The organism is Streptomyces sp. NPDC054842 (assembly GCF_053611025.1).
The window spans coordinates 82,519-102,768 of the sequence record NZ_JBSGZN010000012.1 but is presented as its reverse complement, the minus strand read 5'-3'; the positions used below and the strand labels follow the sequence as shown (position 1 = coordinate 102,768).

General features: G+C 71.4%; 21 protein-coding genes. 7 read left to right on the top strand and 14 right to left on the bottom strand.

Going from position 1 to position 20,250, the window contains the following annotated elements; all coding sequences use genetic code 11:
* Positions 1–121 precede the first annotated feature (121 nt).
* Genes ACWGIS_RS12175 through ACWGIS_RS12165 form a run of 3 tightly spaced genes read left to right on the top strand, consistent with a single transcriptional unit; the run spans position 122 to position 3,668 of the window.
* Positions 122–646, top strand: a complete 525-nt coding sequence (locus tag ACWGIS_RS12175) for a PadR family transcriptional regulator (RefSeq protein ID WP_453362305.1) — start codon at positions 122–124, stop codon at positions 644–646.
* Positions 643–1,332: an ABC transporter ATP-binding protein gene (locus ACWGIS_RS12170; RefSeq protein WP_453362304.1), complete on the top strand. Its 690-nt coding sequence runs from the start codon at positions 643–645 to the stop codon at positions 1,330–1,332. Before ACWGIS_RS12175 ends, ACWGIS_RS12170 begins: the two co-directional genes overlap by 4 nt.
* Positions 1,329–3,668, top strand: coding sequence for an ABC transporter permease (locus tag ACWGIS_RS12165; RefSeq protein WP_453362303.1), 2,340 nt, complete (start codon positions 1,329–1,331; stop codon positions 3,666–3,668). Before ACWGIS_RS12170 ends, ACWGIS_RS12165 begins: the two co-directional genes overlap by 4 nt.
* Before the next feature lie 21 nt (positions 3,669–3,689).
* Here the strand turns inward: ACWGIS_RS12165 and ACWGIS_RS12160 are convergent, their stop codons facing one another.
* Positions 3,690–4,733 carry a LysR substrate-binding domain-containing protein gene (locus ACWGIS_RS12160; RefSeq protein ID WP_453362302.1) on the bottom strand — a complete coding sequence of 348 codons (1,044 nt, stop codon included), beginning with the start codon at positions 4,731–4,733 and terminating at the stop codon, positions 3,690–3,692.
* A 158-nt stretch (positions 4,734–4,891) separates the two neighbouring features.
* On the opposite strand from ACWGIS_RS12160, the gene ACWGIS_RS12155 reads away from it, so the two are divergent.
* Positions 4,892–5,446, top strand: coding sequence for a peroxiredoxin (locus ACWGIS_RS12155; RefSeq protein ID WP_453362301.1), 555 nt, complete (start codon positions 4,892–4,894; stop codon positions 5,444–5,446).
* 5 nt (positions 5,447–5,451) lie between these two features.
* Positions 5,452–5,985: an alkyl hydroperoxide reductase gene (locus tag ACWGIS_RS12150; protein ID WP_453362300.1), complete on the top strand. Its 534-nt coding sequence runs from the start codon at positions 5,452–5,454 to the stop codon at positions 5,983–5,985.
* A 136-nt stretch (positions 5,986–6,121) separates the two neighbouring features.
* Here the strand turns inward: ACWGIS_RS12150 and ACWGIS_RS12145 are convergent, their stop codons facing one another.
* From ACWGIS_RS12145 to ACWGIS_RS12130, 4 genes are all read right to left on the bottom strand, one after another.
* Complete coding sequence (locus ACWGIS_RS12145; RefSeq protein ID WP_453362299.1) at positions 6,122–7,510, bottom strand: AI-2E family transporter; 1,389 nt, start codon at positions 7,508–7,510, stop codon at positions 6,122–6,124.
* Positions 7,511–7,658: 148 nt separating this feature from the next.
* Positions 7,659–8,375, bottom strand: a complete 717-nt coding sequence (locus ACWGIS_RS12140; RefSeq protein ID WP_453362298.1) for an aggregation-promoting factor C-terminal-like domain-containing protein — start codon at positions 8,373–8,375, stop codon at positions 7,659–7,661.
* Positions 8,376–8,783: 408 nt separating this feature from the next.
* Complete coding sequence (locus ACWGIS_RS12135; protein WP_453362297.1) at positions 8,784–10,109, bottom strand: PhoH family protein; 1,326 nt, start codon at positions 10,107–10,109, stop codon at positions 8,784–8,786.
* A gap of 297 nt (positions 10,110–10,406) precedes the next feature.
* Positions 10,407–11,180 (bottom strand): isoprenyl transferase, encoded by a 774-nt coding sequence (locus ACWGIS_RS12130; protein WP_389390539.1) that lies wholly within the window; start codon positions 11,178–11,180, stop codon positions 10,407–10,409.
* Between the two features lie 637 nt (positions 11,181–11,817).
* Here ACWGIS_RS12130 and ACWGIS_RS12125 point away from each other — a divergent pair.
* Entirely contained in the window at positions 11,818–12,225 is a 408-nt protein-coding gene (locus ACWGIS_RS12125; protein WP_453362296.1) for a DUF192 domain-containing protein, read from the top strand.
* Positions 12,226–12,517: 292 nt separating this feature from the next.
* Here the strand turns inward: ACWGIS_RS12125 and ACWGIS_RS12120 are convergent, their stop codons facing one another.
* Positions 12,518–13,288 (bottom strand): class I SAM-dependent methyltransferase, encoded by a 771-nt coding sequence (locus tag ACWGIS_RS12120; protein ID WP_453362295.1) that lies wholly within the window; start codon positions 13,286–13,288, stop codon positions 12,518–12,520.
* 213 nt (positions 13,289–13,501) lie between these two features.
* Between ACWGIS_RS12120 and ACWGIS_RS12115 the strand changes: the two genes are divergently transcribed.
* Positions 13,502–14,014: a DinB family protein gene (locus ACWGIS_RS12115; protein ID WP_453362294.1), complete on the top strand. Its 513-nt coding sequence runs from the start codon at positions 13,502–13,504 to the stop codon at positions 14,012–14,014.
* Between the two features lie 52 nt (positions 14,015–14,066).
* On the opposite strand, the gene ACWGIS_RS12110 is transcribed toward ACWGIS_RS12115, so the two are convergent.
* The 8 genes from ACWGIS_RS12110 to ACWGIS_RS12075 form a co-directional block, all read right to left on the bottom strand.
* Complete coding sequence (locus tag ACWGIS_RS12110) at positions 14,067–14,711, bottom strand: OmpA family protein (protein ID WP_453362293.1); 645 nt, start codon at positions 14,709–14,711, stop codon at positions 14,067–14,069.
* Between the two features lie 3 nt (positions 14,712–14,714).
* Positions 14,715–15,308: a hypothetical protein gene (locus ACWGIS_RS12105; RefSeq protein WP_453362292.1), complete on the bottom strand. Its 594-nt coding sequence runs from the start codon at positions 15,306–15,308 to the stop codon at positions 14,715–14,717.
* Positions 15,309–15,323: 15 nt separating this feature from the next.
* The gene (locus ACWGIS_RS12100; RefSeq protein WP_453362373.1) at positions 15,324–15,926 is read right to left on the bottom strand and encodes a pilus assembly protein TadG-related protein; all 603 of its coding nucleotides are present in this window, start codon (positions 15,924–15,926) and stop codon (positions 15,324–15,326) included.
* Positions 15,923–16,123 carry a hypothetical protein gene (locus ACWGIS_RS12095; RefSeq protein ID WP_453362372.1) on the bottom strand — a complete coding sequence of 67 codons (201 nt, stop codon included), beginning with the start codon at positions 16,121–16,123 and terminating at the stop codon, positions 15,923–15,925. Before ACWGIS_RS12095 ends, ACWGIS_RS12100 begins: the two co-directional genes overlap by 4 nt.
* A 102-nt stretch (positions 16,124–16,225) precedes the next feature.
* On the bottom strand, positions 16,226–16,957 hold the full coding sequence (locus tag ACWGIS_RS12090; RefSeq protein ID WP_453362291.1) for a response regulator: 732 nt from the start codon (positions 16,955–16,957) through the stop codon (positions 16,226–16,228).
* Positions 16,950–18,377, bottom strand: coding sequence for a sensor histidine kinase (locus tag ACWGIS_RS12085; RefSeq protein WP_453362290.1), 1,428 nt, complete (start codon positions 18,375–18,377; stop codon positions 16,950–16,952). The genes ACWGIS_RS12090 and ACWGIS_RS12085 overlap by 8 nt, the downstream gene beginning before the upstream one ends.
* Entirely contained in the window at positions 18,377–19,267 is an 891-nt protein-coding gene (locus ACWGIS_RS12080) for a DUF5936 domain-containing protein (RefSeq protein WP_453362289.1), read from the bottom strand. Before ACWGIS_RS12080 ends, ACWGIS_RS12085 begins: the two co-directional genes overlap by 1 nt.
* A gap of 13 nt (positions 19,268–19,280) precedes the next feature.
* Complete coding sequence (locus ACWGIS_RS12075) at positions 19,281–20,222, bottom strand: type II secretion system F family protein (protein ID WP_453362288.1); 942 nt, start codon at positions 20,220–20,222, stop codon at positions 19,281–19,283.
* Positions 20,223–20,250: the final 28 nt, after the last annotated feature.

Sequence of the window (20,250 nt, the reverse complement as noted above, 5' to 3'; positions counted from 1 at the left end):
CGGCCGCCCGCTATTGCAGAACCGTGACAACAGCCTCCGACCTGCGCCTCACCACACCGATCCATGATCTATTCGCCGCATGTATACGCGGGGTGTATACGCACTGTGTAGAGTGCTCCGCATGTCCATCGGTCACACACTCCTGGGACTCCTCGAGTCCGGGCCCCGCCACGGCTACGACCTCAAGCGGGCCTTCGACGATAAGTTCGGTCACGACCGGTCGCTGCACTACGGCCAGGTCTACTCCACGATGTCCCGCCTGCTGAAGAACGGCCTCGTGGAGGTCGACGGGATCGAGGCGGGCGGCGGGCCGGAGCGCAAGCGGTACGCCATCACCGAGGCCGGCGTCACCGACGTCCAGCGCTGGCTCGCGACCCCCGAACCGCCCGAGCCGTACCTCCAGTCGACGCTGTACACCAAGGTCGTCCTGGCCCTGCTGACCCACCGCGACGCGGCCGGGATCCTCGACACGCAGCGCGCCGAGCACCTGCGCATGATGCGGATCCTGACCGACCGCAAGCGCAAGGGCGACCTCGCGGACCAGCTGATCTGCGACCACGCCCTCTTCCATCTGGAGGCCGACCTGCGGTGGCTCGAACTCACCGCCGCACGCCTCGACAGGCTCGCCGAGGTGGTGACCCGATGACGCCTCCCCCCGGTTCCCTGCTGACGGCGTCGGAACTCCGCAAGACGTACGGCTCCACCGTCGCCCTGGACGGCGCCGAGTTCTCCATCCACCCGGGCGAGGTCGTCGCCGTGATGGGCCCCTCCGGCTCCGGCAAGTCGACCCTGCTGCACTGCCTCGCCGGCATCGTGCCGCCGGACTCCGGCTCGATCAGGTACGACGGCCGGGAGATGGCCGGCATGAGCGACGCCGAGCGCAGCGCGCTGCGGCGCGGCGACTTCGGGTTCGTCTTCCAGTTCGGCCAGCTCGTCCCCGAGCTGACCTGCGTCGAGAACGTGGCCCTTCCGCTGCGGCTGAACGGCACCGCGCGCAAGGAGGCCGAGCGCACCGCCCTGTCCTGGATGGAGCGCCTGCAGGTCGACGACCTGGCGGGCAAGCGTCCCGGCGAGGTCTCCGGCGGCCAGGGACAGCGGGTCGCCGTCGCCCGCTCGCTGGTCACCGGCCCGCGCGTGCTGTTCGCCGACGAGCCGACGGGCGCGCTCGACTCGCTCAACGGCGAGCGCGTGATGGAGCTGCTCACGGACGCGGCCCGGTCGACCAACGCGGCCGTCGTCCTCGTCACGCACGAGGCTCGCGTGGCCGCCTACTCCGACCGCGAGATCGTCGTCCGCGACGGCAGGTCCCGCGACATGGAGCGCGTCGTATGAGCGCCCGCCAGTGGTGCCGGGACCTGGCCATGGGCGCCAGATTCGCGGTCACCGGCGGCCGCGAGGGCTGGGGGCGCGTCCTCCTGACGGCCGTCGGCGTGGGACTCGGCGTGGCTCTGCTGCTGCTCACGACGGCCCTGCCGAGTGCCCTCGGCGCCCGGCACGACCGGGAGCGCGCCCGCAACGACATGACGTACAGCTCGGTGGTCCCGAGGAAGAGCGACCGGACGCTGCTCGTGGGCACCGCCGACACCACCTTCCGGTCCGATGACGTACGCGGCCGGCTGCTCCAGCCCGAGGGCGTACGGGCGCCCCTGCCACCCGGGGTGCGTGCGTTCCCCGGGGCCGGCGAGATGGTCGTCTCGCCCGACCTGAACCGGCTGCTGGCGTCCGACGAGGGCCGGCTGCTGCGCGAGCGGCTGCCCTACCGGATCACCGGGACGGTCGGCGACAGCGGTCTTGTCGGCCCGCACGAACTCGTCTACTACGCCGGCTCCCGGGACCTGGCCGGGGCGGACCGCACGAGCGGTGTCCGCGTCGAGCGCATCGACTCGTTCGGGTCGGTGAACCAGAACGGCGAACAGCTCGACCCGGTCCTGCTGCTGCTCATCCTGATCGTCTTCGTGGTGCTGCTGATGCCGGTTGGCGTCTTCATCGCCGCGGCCGTACGGTTCGGCGGCGAGCGGCGCGACCGCAGGCTGGCGGCCCTGCGCCTGGTGGGCGCCGACGGGCGGATGACCCGCCGGATCGCGGCGGGCGAGGCACTGGCGGGCGCGCTCGTCGGGCTCGTCCTCGGCGCCGTCTTCTTCCTGGCGGGCCGCCAACTCGCGGGGACGATGGAGCTGTTCCGGATCAGCGTGTTCCCCGGCGACCTGAACCCGACGCCCGCGCTGGTGGCGCTGGTCGCCGTCGCCGTCCCGGCCGCGGCGGTCGCGGTGACCCTCTTCGCGCTGCGCGGGGTCGTCATCGAGCCGCTGGGCGTCGTCCGCACGGCCAGGCCCGCACGGCGCCGGCTGTGGTGGCGGCTGCTGCTGCCGCTCGGCGGACTGGCGCTGCTCTACCCGATGGTCGGACAGGGCCGGGACAACGGGGACTTCAACCAGTACATGGTGGTCGGCGGTGTCATCCTGCTGCTGGTCGGCGTCACCGCGCTGCTGCCCTGGGTCGTCGAGTCCGTCGTGGCCCGGCTCAACTCCGGCGGAGTGGCCTGGCAACTGGCGGTGCGCAGGCTCCAGCTGAGCAGCGGCAGCGCGGCGCGCATGGTCAACGGCATCGCGGTGGCGGTGGCCGGCGCGATCGCCCTGCAGATGCTGTTCGCCGGGGTCGAGGGCGACTACACCAGGGAGTCGCGCAACGACCTCTCGCGGGCGCAGATGCAGGTGACCGTGGAGCACGGCGTCCCGCTGGCCGAGGCCGCCGGCCGGTTCGAACGAACCGAGGGCGTACGGCACGTGACGCCGCTGGCCTACGCCGTCATGGGCGACCGCGCCAAGGACCCCGAGTCGTCCGTGAACCTGACCGTCGGCGACTGCGCGTCGCTGCGCGAGGTGGCGCGGCTGCCCTCCTGCCACGACGGCGACGTCTTCGCCGTCAGCGACGCCGAGTACGACAGCGGGACCCTGGACCTGGGCAAGCCGGGCCGGACCCTCTACATCGACCCCTCGTACGACGGCGGTCCCCGGCAGCACCAGGTCGCCTGGACCGTGCCGAAGGATCTCTCGAAGGCGGGGTCGCGCGAGGACCCGACGGGCTGGGAGCGCGGCGGCATCCTGGTCACCACGGGCGCCCTGCCCGCGAAGGCGGCGGCGGCCGTCGAGGGCCAGCTCTTCCTGAAGATCGACGGCTCGGTGCCGGACGCCCGCGAGCACGTCCGCAACACCGCCGCGAAGCTCGGACCGCTGACCAACGCCAACTCCTGGTCGTCCAGCGAGCGTTCAGGACGCTTCACGTCGATCCGCACGGGCCTGTTCGTCGGCGCGACCTGCGTCCTCTTCCTGATCGGCGCGAGCCTGCTGGTCTCGCAGCTGGAGCAGTTGCGCGAACGCAGGAAGCTGCTGTCGGCGCTGGTCGCCTTCGGCACCCGGCGCCGGACGCTGAGCCTGTCGGTGCTGTGGCAGACCGCGATCCCGATCGCGCTGGGACTGCTGCTCGCCACCACGGTCGGCCTGACCCTCGGCACCGTCCTGCTGAAGATGACGAACACCTCGGTGGCCGTGGACTGGTCGAGCGTGCTGTCGATGGCCGGTGTCGGCGCGGGCGTCGTCCTGCTGGTGACGGCGCTCAGCCTGCCGCCGCTGCTCAGGCTGATGCGGCCGGACGGCCTGCGCACGGAGTAGCGCGGCCGGGCCCGTCCGGGGTCAGAGCACCCGGACGGGCAGGGGCCGCAGCGCGTCCCGGAGCGCCGCGGCCAGCTCCTCGTACTCGGCGCCCCGCGCGGCACCCGCGCGCATCGCGAGCGCGATCCGCCGGGTGGGCGCCGGGTCCGCGAAGTACCCGGTGAGGAGCTGGTTGCTGCGGCTCGTCTCGACCTTGACGGCGGTGCGCGGCAGCAGGGTCACGCCGAGTCCGCCGGCCACCAGCTGGACCAGCGTGGAGAGTCCGGCGGCGGTCGTGGTGACGGGCGCGTCGGCGCGTCCGGCCTCGCGGCAGATGTCGAGCGCCTGGTCACGCAGGCAGTGGCCCTCGTCCAGGAGCAGCAGGTTCAGCTCGCGCAGCGCCTGGCGGGGGATGCCCTCGCGGCCGCCGAGCCAGTGGTCGAGCGGGGTGACGAGCACGAAGTCCTCGTCGAACAGCGGGAGTTCGACGACGCCGGGCACGCCGAGCGGCACCGCGAGCAGCAGCAGGTCCAGCCGTCCCACGGCCAGGCCCTCCAGCAGGCTGGCCGTCTGCTCCTCGTGGACCTGGAGGTCGAGGTCGGGATAGCGGTCGTGGACCAGCTTCAGGACGGTCGGCAGCAGGTACGGCGCCACGGTCGGGATCACGCCGAGCCGGAGCACGCCGGTGAACGGGGCGCGTACCGCCTCGGCCTCCTCCATCAGCGCCCCGACCGCGTCCAGCACGGCCTTGGCGCGTACGGCGAGACGCTCACCCTCGGGCGAGAGCAGCACCTTGCGGGTCGTGCGCTCCAGCAGGGTCACCCCGAGGGTCTCCTCCAGGGCCGAGACCGCGCCGGACAGGGCGGGCTGGCTCATGCCGATCGCGGCGGCGGCGTCCCGGAAGTGCAGGTGCTCGGCGACGGCGGCGAAGGCCCGCAGCTGCGCCAGGCTGGGCTGCCGCCGCCCGTTGCCCTTGGCGCCGAGCGCGCCCTTCGCCCCCAGGGAGCCCTTGGCGCCCAAGGGCACCGCGGCACCGGCCGCGCCGCCGAAGACCCCGGGACCCGTCGAGCTCTTGGCGCCCGCCATGGCCATACCCCTTACTCATCGCTACTGATAGCCCACACCGATCAACACGACCGAGTGTAGCTATTTCACTAATCAATGCAGCCTGTGCCAACATCATCAGCGTCCAACCCATGGGAAACATCCCCAAAAGGGGTGTCTCCTCGCTGCAAGGAGAGCGCGTGCTCACTGTCGGTGACAAGTTCCCCGAGTTCGATCTGACCGCCTGCGTCTCGCTGGAGAAGGGCCAGGAGTTCCAGCAGATCAACCACAAGACCTACGAGGGTCAGTGGAAGGTCGTCTTCGCGTGGCCCAAGGACTTCACCTTCGTGTGCCCGACCGAGATCGCCGCCTTCGGCAAGCTGAACAGCGAGTTCGCCGACCGTGACGCCCAGGTCCTCGGCTTCTCCGGCGACTCCGAGTTCGTGCACCACGCCTGGCGCAAGGACCACGAGGACCTGCGCGACCTGCCGTTCCCGATGATGGCCGACTCCAAGCACGAGCTCATGCGCGACCTCGGCATCGAGGGCGAGGACGGCTTCGCCAAGCGCGCCGTCTTCATCGTCGACCAGAACAACGAGATCCAGTTCTCCATGGTGACCGCCGGCTCCGTCGGCCGTAACCCCAAGGAGGTCCTGCGGGTCCTGGACGCCCTCCAGACGGACGAGCTGTGCCCGTGCAACTGGACCAAGGGCGAGAACACCCTCGACCCGGTCGCGCTGCTGGCCGGTGAGTGACCCTCATGGCCCTCGATGAACTGAAGTCCGCCATACCGGACTACGCCAAGGACCTCCGGCTGAACCTCGGTTCGGTGATCGGCAACTCCGAGCTTCCGCAGCAGCAGCTGTGGGGCACGGTGCTCGCCTGCGCCATCGCCTCCCGCTCGCCGCGCGTGCTGCGCGAGCTGGAGCCCGAGGCGAAGGCGAACCTCTCGCCGGAGGCGTACACGGCCGCCAAGTCGGCCGCCGCGATCATGGCGATGAACAACGTCTTCTACCGGACGCGGCACCTGCTCTCCGACCCGGAGTACGGGACGCTGCGGGCGGGTCTGCGGATGAACGTCATCGGCAACCCCGGTGTCGAGAAGGTCGACTTCGAGCTGTGGTCGCTGGCCGTCTCCGCCGTCAACGGCTGCGGACAGTGCCTCGACTCGCACGAGCAGGTGCTGCGCAAGGCCGGCGTCGGCCGCGAGACGATCCAGGAGGCGTTCAAGATCGCCTCGGTGATCCAGGCGGTCGGCACGACGCTCGACGCCGAGGCCGTCCTCGCCGAGTAGTCCCTCCCCCGGCTTCGGAGCCCCGCTCACCTCTGTGGTGGGCGGGGCTCCGGCCGTTCCCGCCGCCGGTGCGCCGTTCCCCGTCTCCGGGTCCCGGTGTCGCGCCCCGCGCCGGACGGGCTCGGCTCCGTCGGTCTCAGGCGTCCGGTGATGGCGGCGGCGTCTGCCGCAGGGCCGTTTCCTCGGCGTAGGAACGGAGGTAGCCGACCACCGTGTTGGTGACCGCGACCAGGGGCACCGCGACGACCGCGCCGCCGATCCCGGCGATCATCCCGCCCGCGGCGACGGACAGGACGACGGCCAGAGGATGCACCCGCACCGCGCGCCCGAGGATGAACGGCTGGAGGATGTGGCCCTCGATCTGCTGCACCGCGAGGACCACGGCCAGCACCATGACGGCCGCGAACACGCCCTGGGTGACGAGCGCGACGACGACGGCGAGCGCTCCCGACACCACCGCGCCCACCAGCGGGATGAACGCGAACAGGAAGATGAACACGGCGAGCGGGACGGCCATCGGGACGTCGAGGAAGTAGATGCCGAGGCCGATGAAGATGGCGTCGATCAGCGCGACGATCACCGTGCCGCGGACGTAGGCCGTGAGCGTGCGCCAGGCGCGCGGTCCGGCGCCGGCGACCCCCGGACGGGCGGCGGCCGGGACGAGCTTGAGCGACCACTCCCAGATCCGCTTGCCGTCGTACAGCAGGAACAGCGTCGAGAACATCGTCAGCAGGATGCCGGTCAGCGCCTCGACGATGACCGTGACGCCCTCCAGGCCGGCGGAGGTGATCTGGTCGGTGTTGGCGCCGACCGCCTCGCGCAGGTTCTTGGCGATCTCGTTGATCTGCTTGTCCGTCACGTGGAACGGGCTGTTGAGGAGCCACTTGCGCAGCTCGTCGATGCCGTCCTGGATCTGGCTGGAGAGGTTGTCGATGTTCTCCATGACCTGCCAGACCACGAACCAGCCGACCAGGCCCATGACGACGAAGCCGAGGATCGCGGTGAGCGCCGTGGCCAGTCCGCGCGGGACGCCGTGCCGGCGCAGCCGCCCCACCGTGGGCTGGAGCAGCGCCGTGACGAGCAGCGCCGTCACGAACGCGAGCACCACCAGCTGCACGGCGCTGATGACCCGCATCAGCACCCAGACGGTGCCCGCGAGGACGAGCAGCCGCCAGCCGGCCTCGGCAGCGACCCGCATGCCCCACGGCACGGCCGCGGCGGGGTCGGGGCGGGCGGCCACGGCGGGGGCGTACAGCGGTGGCGGCGGGACCTGCTCGGGAGCGGAGACCTCGGCGTCCTCGGCTTCCTCCGCTCCGGGAGCGGCCGGCTTCTCGGCGTCGGCTGCCGCCTGGCGGGCCCGGCCGGCCTCGCGGGCGCGGGCGGGCGCCACGACGGCACGCGGGGCGTCCGGTTCGGCTTCCCCCTGCGTCTCCCGCTCCACCTCGGCGCGGCGCTCGTCCAACCGCTCCCCCAACTCGGTCAGTCCCGCACCGATCCGACCGAGCCATCTGGGCACTCGCGACATGATCCGTCCTCTTCCCCCGTTGCTCCCCACCACTCCCCCCGGAGTCGTTCCGTCCGACCGTACAGGGCCGGGCCTCGGCACAGCCGAAGCCCCTCACCCAAGGACGGTGAGGGGCTTCGTGAGGTTGAGCCGCGTGTGCGGCCACCGGCTAGTACCAGTGGTTGGCCTGCCAGAAGGTCCAGGCCTCGCACGGGCTGCCGTAGCGGCTGTCCATGTAGTTGAGGCCCCACTTGATCTGGGTGGCCGGGTTCGTCTGCCAGTCGGAACCGACGGACGACATCTTCGAGCCGGGCAGCGCCTGGAAGAGACCGTAGGCACCGGAAGAGGCGTTGACCGCCTTGTAGTTCCAGCTGGACTCGTGGTCCACGATGTTGCTGAAGCACTGGAACTGGGCGCTCGGCACCATCTGCCGCGCCATCGCCTGGATCTGCGCGATGGTGTACGAGCTCTGGACGGAGAAGCTGCTGACGTCCCGCGTGGCCGAACGGCTGGCCTTGGCCTCGGCCTCCTTGCGGTCCTTCGCGTCCTGCTCGGCCTTCTCCGCGGCCTTCTGCTTGGCGATCGCGTCCTCGGCGGCCTGCTTGCGAGCCGCTTCCTCCGCGTCCTTCTTGGCGCTGGCGTCCGCGGCGATGGCCTGTGCGTCGGCCTGCTGCGTCAGGGATGCGGTCTGCACCTGAGCCTGCTGACCCGCGGGTATGTCCGCGAGGAGCGTGGCGTCGCCGACCGTCGCCTCGGCGTCGTTGGGGGACTGCGCGGTGCTGCCCGCGGCAACACCGGTGACGGCGCCAACAGCGGTGACCGCGGTGGCAGAAGCCACTGCGAATCCCCGGACCGAAATCCGGCTCACTCGGTTTCCTTCCAGCATCGCCCGCTTAGGTGACCCTCGCGGACGCAATCGTGCCCCTTGGCACTGGCCTCCCAACTGCGGGGTCACGGGAGGCGCGGGCCCGGTGGGCAACTCCCTTGCGGGGAGCGCCGCGTGGTGCTCGGGCGGCATACGACGGCTCTATGGAGTTCTGATGTTTCCTGTTGTGCCGTACCGCTGGGGGTACACGTGTGTCGTATGCGGGGCCTGACAGGAGTGAGACTCTGCCGTACCCCGACGCGCAAGGCAATTCTGTCTTGCGTGTGAAAGCTCACACCTCGTTTGCCTCCCGCGTTTCCCGGAAACGTGCACGCGCCAAGACGCCGCCCGGCTAGGCTCTTGGCCTTTGCCGGACGGCGCCAACTGATGTGCGGTCACCCCGGGTTGGTGCTATCGGGGCATGGAGCCCTAGATGTGTCCGTCCTCCAGCATTTCGGTCACAAGGGCGGCAATCTGGGACCTCTCGGACCGGTTCAGGGTGACGTGCGCGAAGAGCGGATGGCCCTTCAGTTTCTCGACGACGGCGACCACTCCGTCGTACCGGCCGACCCGCAGATTGTCCCGCTGTGCCACGTCGTGGGTCAGTACGACCCGCGAGTTGGCGCCGATACGGGACAGGACGGTCAGCAGCACGTTCCGTTCCAGCGACTGCGCCTCGTCCACGATCACGAAGGCGTCGTGGAGGGAGCGGCCGCGGATGTGCGTGAGCGGCAGCACCTCCAGCATCCCGCGCGCGGTGACCTCCTCGATGACCTCGCGGCTGGTGACCGCGGAGAGCGTGTCGAACACCGCCTGCGCCCAGGGGCTCATCTTCTCGGACTCGGAGCCGGGCAGATAGCCGAGCTCCTGCCCGCCCACCGCGTACAGCGGCCGGAAGACCATCACCTTCTGGTGCTGGCGCCGCTCCAGCACGGCCTCCAGACCCGCGCAGAGCGCGAGCGCGGACTTGCCCGTGCCGGCCCGGCCGCCCATGGACACGATCCCGATGTCGGGATCGAGCAGGAGGTCGAGAGCGATGCGCTGCTCGGCGCTCCTCCCCTTGATCCCGAACGCCTCACGGTCACCGCGGACGAGCCGGACGTTGCCCTCGGGCGTGACGCGTCCGAGTGCCTTGCCGCGCTCCGACTGGATCGTCAGACCCGTGTGCACCGGCAGCTCGGCCGCCTCGGGCACGTAGGCGTGCCCCTCCTCGAAGAGGACGTCCACCTGCTCGCCGGGCAGCGTCAGCTCGGACATCCCGGTCCAGCCGGACGAGCCGGTGATGGCGAGTTCCGCCCGGTACTCCTCGGCCAGGAGCCCGACGGAGGACGCCTTGATCCTCAGCGGCAGGTCCTTCGACACGACGGTGACGTCGTAGCCCTCGGCCTGGAGGTTGCGGGCCACCGCGAGGATGCGGGAGTCGTTGTCCCCCAGGCGGTAGCCGCTGGGCAGGATGCTGGGGTCCGAGTGATTGAGCTCGACGCGTACGGTCCCGCCGAGGTCCCCGACCGGGATCGGGGCATCGAGCCGGCCGTGCCGGACCCGGAACTCGTCGAGCAGCCGCAGGGCCTGCCGGGCGAAGTAGCCGAGCTCGGGATGGTGCCGCTTGGCCTCCAGTTCCGTGACCACGACGATCGGCAGCACGACTTCGTGCTCGTCGAAGCGGTTCATCGCGTGCGGATCGGCCAGCAGGACGCTGGTGTCGAGAACATAGGTGCGCCGGTCTGGCTTGTGGCGCTTTGCGCTGGTCACCACGGAAGGACGTACCCCCTCGGATGAGGTCGGGGAGCGACGAAGGAGATCTGGACCGGTCTCGGCCACGCTGCGCGGGCCGGGAACCGGCCCTCCGCTTCGTCCGTGCTGACCGCACGATCGGGCTGGTGCAAGGGGCCTCCCGGGCGGACGGCCCCGTGCCGCCCGCTGAGATCCGACACCCGTGGTTCGGGTGTCGACCTGGAAGCTTTATGCCCTGTAACGAGCGCCGCCATGCCAAAGGGCATGACGGCGCGTTCGTTAACTCCTGGTGACGTACGTCCCTGACGTGCTCGGGGGTCAGCCGCCGTAACGCCGATGTCGCGCCGCGTAGTCGCGCAGCGCCCGCAGGAAGTCCACCTTGCGGAAGGCCGGCCAGAAGACCTCGCAGAAGTAGTACTCCGAGTGGGCCGTCTGCCACAGCATGAATCCGGACAGGCGCTGCTCCCCGCTGGTGCGGATCACGAGGTCCGGATCGGGCTGGTCACCCGTGTAGAGGTGCTTGCCGATGAGGTCGACGTCGACGGAGTCGGCGAGGTCGGTGAGGGCGGTGCCCTGGTCGGCGGCCTCCAGGAGCATGGAGCGCACGGCGTCCGCGATCTCCTGGCGTCCGCCGTAGCCGATGGCGACGTTGACCACTATCCCGTCGACGTGCGCCGTGGTCTCCTCGGCCTCCTTGAGGACCGTCTGCATCTGCGAGGGCAGGATGTCGGGCGTGCCGACGTGGTGGACGCGCCAGCGGCCGTCGGCGGCGAGGGTGCGGACGACGCCCTCGATGATCTCCAGGAGCGGGACCAGCTCCTCCTTCGGACGGTCGAAGTTGTCCGTGGAGAGCAGCCAGAGGGTGACGACCTCGACGTCGGTCTCGGAGCACCAGCCGAGGAACTCCTCGATCTTGTCGGCCCCGGCGCGGTGACCGTGGGCGGCGGTGCTGCCCGCGGCCTTCGCCCACCGGCGGTTGCCGTCCATGATGACGCCGATGTGCTTCGGCACCTGGTCGTGGTCGAGGTGGCCTTCCACCCTGCGTGTGTAGAACCTGACCAGCAGACGGCGCAGGTTGTCGCGCAAGGTCACGTGTTGTCAGCCCCTCCGTGCGGATCAGACAGGCGCGAGCGGGCGCAATCCCTGTCCATATGGCGGTCCCCGGAGGCGAAGCCTACCCCCGCGCAACTGGGGCCCGGCCCACGGGCGTCGGCGCCCGGCCACGGGAGGAGGGGCGCCGGGCGTCCGCGGCCCGGTGGTGCGAGGCGCCCGATGCGGGCCGGAGCGGGGCGCCGGGGCCTACCGGTGCACGGAGGGGCTTGGAGGGCGCCAGGGTCACCCGGGGGTGGAGGGGACCCGAAGGGCGCCACGGCCCGCCGGGCGGGGACGCCGCGCGAGGGCACAAAAAAACGGGCCGGTCCGTGGGGGGGAGACGGACCGGCCCGAGGGGGGGTTTCCACCATAACCCTTCGTAAGTGATGCTGCGTGCATCGGCGTGCGACAACTACTCTCCGGAGTCGTCCAGCAACGCCGCGATTATCGCGGAACCCCTTATTCAGGGGCCGTTCATGGCCGGATCACAGCGGATTCCAAGGGAACTGGGGGGAATGCATGGAGGTTTCGGAGGTCTCAGGGCGTCTGTGAGGTGCCTGGTGCCCGGACGGCGCTGTCCTCCAGGTGGGTGACGCGCGCCGGACGTCCGCTTGACGCCGCCGCTACCTTCACGGCCATGGCGACCTTCACGACCCCTTCCACGCCCGCACCCGTGCCGCTGGAACGCGCGGAGTCGGCGCGGGCCCGACGGCGGGGGCTGCTGGGACGGGACGGCGTCGAGGGGGCGCTGATGCTGAGCCCGGCGAACTCGGTGCACACCATGGGGATGCGGTTCGCCATCGACGTGGCCTATCTGGACCGGACGCTGCGGGTGATCGCGGTGCGGACGATGCGTCCGGGCCGGGTGGGACTGCCCCGCCCGCGAGCCCGGCACGTCCTGGAGGCCGGGGCCGGAGCGATGGAGCGGTGGGGGGTACGGCGCGGGGTGCGCGTCGTCGTACGGGAGGATCCGGCGGACTCGGGGGACCCGATGGACTCGGACGACCTGGACTCGGAGGACCCGACCGGGCCGGTAGGACCGTAGGAACCGAGGGGTCGGCCGGGCCCCGAGGGGATTGGGCGGGCCCCGAGGGCCGCCCGGCTGAGGCCGGAGAAACGGGGTCGGCACCGCGCAGCCCCCTCCACTGCGCGGTGCCACACGCGCAGCTTTGCTCACGCGAATTACCTTGGTCCGAACCTACGTTAGCCGGACAGCCGGGCGCGAGCCGCCCCCGGTAACGATGTGGACAACCTGTGCGGATGTCCGGGATACGGACGGGCGTCTCGCGCAACGGGCGCTCGGTGATCTCGGCTCCGCTGCCCGTACGCGGGGCCGGTCAGCGCTCCGGCCTGCGCGCCTCGATGAGGAAGCGGGTGCTGTGGGAGACGAAGGGGCCGTCGCGCACGATCTCTTCGTGCAGGGTCAGCAGGCGGTCCCGGTACTTGTCGACCGTGAAGCCGGGGACCATCCAGATCACCTTGCGCAGGAAGTGGACCACGGCCCCGATGTCGAGGAACTCGATGCGCAGCCGGGCCGTGCGCAGGTCGACGACCTCCAGTCCGGCGGCCTCGGCGGCGGCGCGGGCGCGGTCGGGGTGCCGTGCCTCCCTGGTCTCCCGCGGCTGCCGCCCGACGAAGTACTCGACGAGTTCGAAGACGCTGGCGGGACCGACCTGCTGGGAGAAGTACGTGCCCCCCGGGCGCAGGACGCGGGCGATCTCCGCCCAGTGCGTGGTGACCGGATGGCGGCTGGTGACCAGGTCGAAGGCGGCGTCCGCGAAGGGCAGCGGCGCGTCCTCCGGGGAGGCCACGACGACGGCGCCGCGCGGGTGCAGGAGGGCGGTCGCCTTCGCGACGTTCGGCGGCCAGCCCTCGGTGGCGACGGTGATCCGGGGCAACTCGGGTGCGGAGGCGAGGACTTCGCCGCCGCCGGTCTGCAGGTCGAGCGCGGCCTCGGCGCGTGCGAGGCGCTCCCCCATCGCGTGCGCGTATCCCCAGGGCGGCCGCTCCTCGGTGGCCCTGCCCGCGAACCAGGAGAAGTCCCAGCCGTCGACGGGGGCGGCGTCCGCCTCGGCGACGAGTTCTTCGAAGGAGCGGTCCTCGGTCATGGACCGATCCTGCCAAGCGGGGGCCGTATCGGCGACCGGGTTTTCGCGGGGCCGGCGGGGCGGCGGGACGCCGGGGCGATGGGAAGCACGGGACAGCACGGACGCGGGGCAGTCCGGGGCGGCGGGGACGCCGGGGCGCTGAGGAGGGCGGGGCGCCGGGGGGGGCGGGGCAGCGGGCCGGTCGGTGTCGGTGCCCGCTGCTACGTTCCGGGGATGACGACCGAATCGGGTGCCGTACCGGTGCCGTACACCGCCGGCGAGAAGGACATCCTGCGCGCGAGCCTCGACCGGCACCGGGACGCGGTCCTGTGGAAGCTGGCCGGGCTCGACGACGAGCAGGTGCGGCGGGTGATGACGCCCTCGGGCACCAGCCTGCTCGGCCTGGTGAAGCACCTGGCGTCGGTGGAGTACGGCTGGTTCTGCCGGGCGTTCGGTCGGGAGGTCGAGCCGCTGTGGTTCGACCCCTACACCGACGAGGACATGAGCGCGGGGCCCGGCGAGACGACGGGGCGGATCACCGACTTCTACGGCCGGGCCCGCACCGCCGCCGACCGCACGATCGCGGAGCTGTCCCTGGACGATGTGGGTACGGCGTGGAGCGGCACGGCCGTCTCCCTGCGCTGGGTCATGGTCCACATGGTCGAGGAGACGGCACGGCACGCGGGCCACATGGACATCTTGCGCGAACTCGTCGACGGCGCCACGGGAGACCACCGCCCTGCCTGAGCGGACCGGCACAGGCCCCGCACCCGGCGGGACCGGCGGCCGCGTACCGGGGTCAGCTCTGCTTGCCCGACTCCGTGGAACCGCTCCTCGGGAACGACACCTCCACCCGGCGGTTCTTGCGCCGCCCCTGCTCGCTGGTGTTGTCGGCGATCGGATAGTCCTCGCTGTATCCGCGCACCTCGAACGTGACGTCGCCTCCGAGGTCGCCCGCCAGTTCGTCGTGGACCACCTCGGCGCGCTTCTTGGAGAGGGTCAGGCCGTGCGCGTAGGAGCCGAGGTTGTCGGTGAAGCCGAACACCCTGACGTTCGTGGCGTTCTGCGCCTTGATCTCGTCCGCGATCGCCTGGATACGGGAGCGGGCCTCCGGGTTCAGCTTCGAGCTGTCCTTGGGGAACAGCACCTCCGCCTGGAGCGCGAACGTCACGTTCTCGTTCGTGTCCTCCCGGCGCTCCTCACCGCCGAGGTCCTCCACGACCGACTTGATGTCCAGGACCTTGGCGGGGGCGAGCGTGGCACCGTCCGCCAGTTTCAGGCCCGGACTGTTGGCGTCCACCTCGGGAGGCGGGGACGTCGTCACGCTGCCCGGCGGGGCGCTCGGATCGTCGTCGTCCGCGTGGGCCGGCCCCGGAAGCCCGAGGGTGACCAGCACGACCAGGGCCGTGAACGTCGTCGCGGTGGTGCGGCTGGGGAGCGGCATGGGTCACTCACCCTCGGAGAGTTCGACGGTGGCGGGGGGCATGGCGCCGACCTGGAAACTGACCTTGGTGGTTCCCTCGGGCGGGGCGGGGAACTGGGCGTACCAGTCGGCGGACTCACCCGAACGGAGGGCCGTGGAGAACCGCGTACACAGGCACCGGCCCGCCGTGTCGCGGAGGATGAGGTACTTCTTCTTGCCCGCCTGGTCCACGAGGCTCGCACCGGCAATGGATCCGCCGTTCTTGGAGAGTTCGCGTTCGTCTCCCCGCCAGTCGGCAGCCACCCAGGACCTGCTTCCACCGTTCGTCACCGACCCCTCGACGGTGACGAACCCTCCGTCGTCACGTGTCGCCGAGGTGATCTTGAGAGTCAGCCCGTCTCCCTTGACTTCCGCCAGGACCTGGTCCGTGGAAGGGGATTCGGACGGCTGCTCCTCGTCGCCGCTGTCACCGTCGTCCTTCGTGGACGCGGACGCCTTGGGCGTTTCGGCCTTGTCGTCGCCTCCCCCACCGCAGCCGGCCACCGTGAGGAGCAGCCCAGCCGTGATCGCCACCGCGCTCAGCGCCCTGCGGCCCTTCATGGTGTGCCGGAGATCCATCGGTACGGCTTCCTCTCACTCGGCCAGATGCACAGAGAACATCACGGACGCGTCGGGAAGGTCGTCCGGATCGAAATCTTCGGGGTCGATGTTCACGTTCTCGCCATCGCAGTCCAGTTCCACGGGCTTCTCGGGGTCCGCTTCGGGGTCGAAGTCGCAGCGCGGTTCGATCACCGCGGTGGCATGGGCTCGCGCCTGCATACTCTCCGTCCCGGGGATGATCGATTCGCCGACCGTGTAGTTGGTCTCGATCTCGGCCTCGTACCCCGGATACCCGTTCACCACAGTGGACTGGATGCCCAGAAGTGCGGAGTCGTTCTCGGCGGCCAACTGCTCGGCCGCGGCGGTGACTCCCGCTCCCGGCGGGGGGTTGTCACCCAGCCAGTCCAGCCAGTCGCCGCCCTCACCGATGGCCACCAGCAGCTCGTCGATCATCTCGTCCCTGGCATCCTGCGCGGCCGCCAACGCCGCAGCGTCCGCCGCGGACTGGGCTCCATTGCGGGCGGACGCTGCCTGCGCGAACGCGAACAGGGCGAGTGCGGCGAAGAGCAGGATCGCCGTCAGCCATATGTAAATGGGGAGGGTCTGCCCTCGGTCTCCGAACCGGCCTTCGCTCAGCCGCCGATGACGTCGTTCACCGCGTCGAATATCGCCTGGGAGATCAGCCCGTCCAACCCCAACCCGTCGATCAGCGTGAAGATCCCCGCGATGATGATCATCAGCCCCGCGTACTCCACGAACCCCGCGCCCGCGTCCCGGTTCTCGTCCCGCATTCGGGAGATCACCGTCCGCGTCCAGTCGTCGAATCCGCTCATCGTCACTGCCCTCCCACCCGACGCCACTTCCGACCCGAGCACCGTACGTGAGAACACGCCTACTCCGGGTGGGTCCAGGGACCCAACTTCCGGTGGACGGACTCACCGGTTCCACCCCCCGGGGGCGGTGCCCAGCCAGTGGGCGATCGCTTCGCTGCGCGAAGAAGCGTGCAGCTTCGCGAAGATGCGGTTGATGTGGTTCTTCACGGTCTTCTCGCTGATGAAGCAGGCGGCGGCGATCTGCTGGTTGTTCATGCCGGACGCGATGAGATCCATGACCTCCACCTCCCTTGAGCTCAGGCCGTGTCGAGCCCGGTCGGGGCCACGGCGGGGCGGCCCGGCCGGGGCCGGCGTCCGCGCCTCCGACGAATGTGTCACAACCGGTTGCATCTGCGAAGAGATTTCGTCCGGTTCGTAGGAAACACCGAGCGATTCCGTGACAGTGGCCCGTCCGTGCCTCATGTCCCGTACGGCGGTGATCAGTTCGGCCGCCGTGAACTCCCCGTGGACGAGGTAGCCGACGGCGCCCCGGCGCAGCGCCTCGGCCACGACCTCGGGTTCCCGGCTGTAGGTCAGCATCATCACGGGGGCCAGACGGGCCAGTTGGGGAAGCGCGGTGAGTCCGTCGGTGCCCGGCATGCGGACGTCGAGCAGGACGACGTCCGGGCCGTGGAGGCTCGCGGCGGTCACGGCTTCCCGGCCGTCCGCGGCCTGCGCGACGACGTCGATGTCCGGATGGGCGCCGAGCAGGGCGGTCAGTCCGGCGCGGACGACCGGGTTGTCGTCGGCCACGAGCACACGCAGGGGCCGTCCGGAGAGTGCCTGGTCAGGCATGGGCTGCCTTCTCTCGGGGGAGGGAGCGGGCCGGCGCGGGCAGCGGGCACGTCAGGGCGATCTCGGTGCCGCCGTGCGCGGGGACGGACAGGTGCAGGCGTCCGCCGAGGGAGGCGGCCCGCTCCACCATGCCGAGCAGGCCGAAGTGGCCGGATTCCGTCAGTTCGTCGAGGACGGCGGTGGGCGGCAGGCCGACTCCGTCGTCCCGGACGGACAGCCGCAGGACCCCGGCGGAGGTGTCGGCGTCGAGGGAGAGGACGACGCGGCGGGCGCGTGCGTGCCGGTGGGCGTTCTCCAGCGCCTCCGAGACGATCGCCAGGAGGTGCTGTGCCGTCGTGCGCGGCAGTACGGGCACGGTGCCCGTGCGGCGCAGCTCCGCCGTGATCGCCGTACGGGCCTCGAAGTCGGCGACGCGCTGGGCCAGTTCGGCAGCCAGGTCCCGGCGGGCCGTGCCGAGGTCCGTGTGGCGGCGCAGGTCCGACAGCAGCTCGCGGGACTCCGTCGCGGCCCGGCGTGCGGCGCCCGCCACCAGGGTCGCCTGCCGCTCCAGCGTGGCGGGGTCGCAGGAGTCGGCGGACGCCGCCAGCGCCTCCGCCGCGAGGGCGAGGCCGTGCAGGGTCTTCGCGACCGAGTCGTGCATCTCCCTTGCCAGGCGCGCCCGTTCGGACTCCACGGCCTCGGCCACCGCGAGGCGTGAGGTGGCCTCCGACAGCGCCTGGCTCGCCGCGCCGAAGCGGAACATGAGGTTGCGCAGGGTGACGCCGATGATGCCGGCGCCGACGCAGAACCCGGCTACGAGCAGGGTGCTGGCGCCGGTGCCGGGCCGGTGCTCCCAGGCCCGGAACACCGTCAGCAGGACGACCAGCTGGAGGCCGGTGAAGATGCCGGAGCCGCGCCAGCCGTACAGCAGGCCGGCGAGGAGCGGGGTGCAGACGGTCGCGTAGGCCAGCGGCGAGGCCGGGGACGCGGTGAGGAGCAGGACCGCGCCGAAGACGAGGTCGACGGCCAGCAGGCTGGGGTGGGCGAGGAGGCGGGGGCCGAAGCGGTCCCAGTCGCGGAGCATGGCGTACGAACCCATGACGCCCAGTACGGCGGCGGCCAGGACCGTGTACCGGGCCGGGCCGTCCGTGGCGTTGGCCATGGCGAAGGGCGCGCCGACGGCGACGGTCGCGAGGCGTACGGCGAACGCCTGGCGGCACAGGGCCTGGAGGGCGCTCAGCTGGAGGCGGACGCTGCCCGGGGCGGGGGCGTCGTCGGCGAGATACCCGGCGCCGGTGCCCCGGGCCCATCCCGCACCCGGTCTCCCGGCCGCGGGCTCGCCGGGGCGGGTGCCCGCGCCGGCGCTCTCGGGGCGGCGCGGCGCCCGGTCGTGCCGGCCGCCGGGACACTCCCGTCCGCGTCCGAGCCGGAGGCTTCTCATCAGCGCCCCAGGATCGAGCCGAAGTTCGTGCCGGAGCCGAGGAACATCCCGGTCGCGATCAGGATCATCGTCGCGGGGAGCATGAAGACGAGGGTCACCATCGTCGCCTTGGGGATGGTCTTCGCGGCGCGGCGGCGGGCGTTCTGCGCGTCGGTCCTGCGCATGTCGGTGGCGAGCTGGATGAGGGTCTCGGCGATCGGGGAGCCGAGTTCCTCGCCCTGCTGGAGCGCGGACACGAACTGGGCTACCGATTCGGAGGAGTTGCGGCGGCGCAGCTCGTCGAAGGCCTGGCGGCGGCTGACGCCCATGTCCATCTGGCGCAGGGTGATGCGCAGTTCGTCGGCCCAGGGTCCCTCGTACTTCTCGGCGACCCGGTCCAGGGCCTGCCGGAAGCCGAGGCCCGCCGAGACCACGACCGCCAGCACGTCGAGGAAGTCGGGCAGCGTGCGGTCGATGACGTCCTTGCGCTCCCGGATGGCCTGCCAGATCAGCGCGTCGGCGGCCAGCAGCCCGAAGGCCAGGGTCGCCACGGCGAAGAGGGGCCGCCCGTTGGAGAGGAAGACCAGGCCGAGTACGAGGCCGAAGGCGCCGTAGACCGCGCGGCGGGCGGCGTAGCGGCTGAGCGTGAGGCCGCCGGGGTTGCCCGCCATGTCGATGCGGCGGCGTTTGGCGTCGACGCGGCGGGGGCCCATCAGGCGCAGCACGGCGGGCGCGAAGCGCATGCCGAGGCGGTCGACGGCCGAGTCCGCCTTGGACACCCGGGTCGCGCCGACCTCCAGGGCGAGGACGAGGTCGCTGGGCAGCTTGGCGTCGGCGCGGATCATGCGGACGCCGAGGAGGACGCCCGCGACGGCCGCGCCCATCAGGACGGCGAGCAACAGGGCCTGCAAGGGAATCTCCTCCTCACACTTCGATCTTGCCGAGGCGGCGGATGACGAAGAAGCCGACGGTGTAGAGCCCGAGCGAGAGCAGGACGAGGGCCTGGCCGAGCGGGGAGCCGGTGACGCGGGCCAGCGCGCCCTCGTTCGAGGAGTTGATCAGGAGCAGTGAGCCGAGGCCGAGCAGCGGGACCGTGAAGGCCGTCGCGTTGACCTCGGAGAGCATGGTGCGGACCTCGCGGCGGGTCTCCTTGCGGTCCTCCAGCGTCTGGGTGAGGTTGCGCAGCGAGCTGACGACCGAGCCGCCCGCCTTGTTGGCGAGGACGAGGGTGGTGACCAGGACGACGAGTTCGCGGGACGGGAGGCGTTCGGCCAGCTCGCCGAGCGCGTCGTCGATGGATCGGCCCAGGGTCAGATGGTCGGCGACCCGGGCCAGCTCCTCGCCCGCGGGCGCCTCCAGTTCCTCGGCGGCCATCGCGAGCGCGGTGCGCAGGGCGAGTCCGGCGGCGGTGGCGTTGGCCAGCAGCCGCGCCACGTCGGGGAGTTGGTTGATGAACGCCTCGATGCGCTTCTGCCGCTGCCAGTTGAGGAAGATGGCCGCGCTCCAGACGCCGACGAGTCCGGCGATCGGGCCGAAGAAGGGGGCCAGGGCCGCGGCGGCGATGAGCCACAGCGCGACGACGACGGCGGTGACGTAGGTGAAGAACTCGCCCGCCGTGAGGTCGAGTCCGGTCGCCGACAGCCGCAGGTGGATGGAGCGGCCGAGCCGGGTGCGGCGCAGCCTGCGGTCGACGGCGGCGAAGCGGCGGACGCGGCCGGACGCCGTACGGACGGGTCCGCCGCCGGAGAGGCGGTCCTCCAGTGCCTGGCGCTGGGCACGGCCGGCGGCGTACGCGTGCACGCCCGCGACGGCGAGGGTGCCGCACAGGAGGGTGGCGCCGAGGGCGGACAGGGCCGGGTTGTTCATTCCTGGCTCCCGTGCGGGGTGGGGGCGG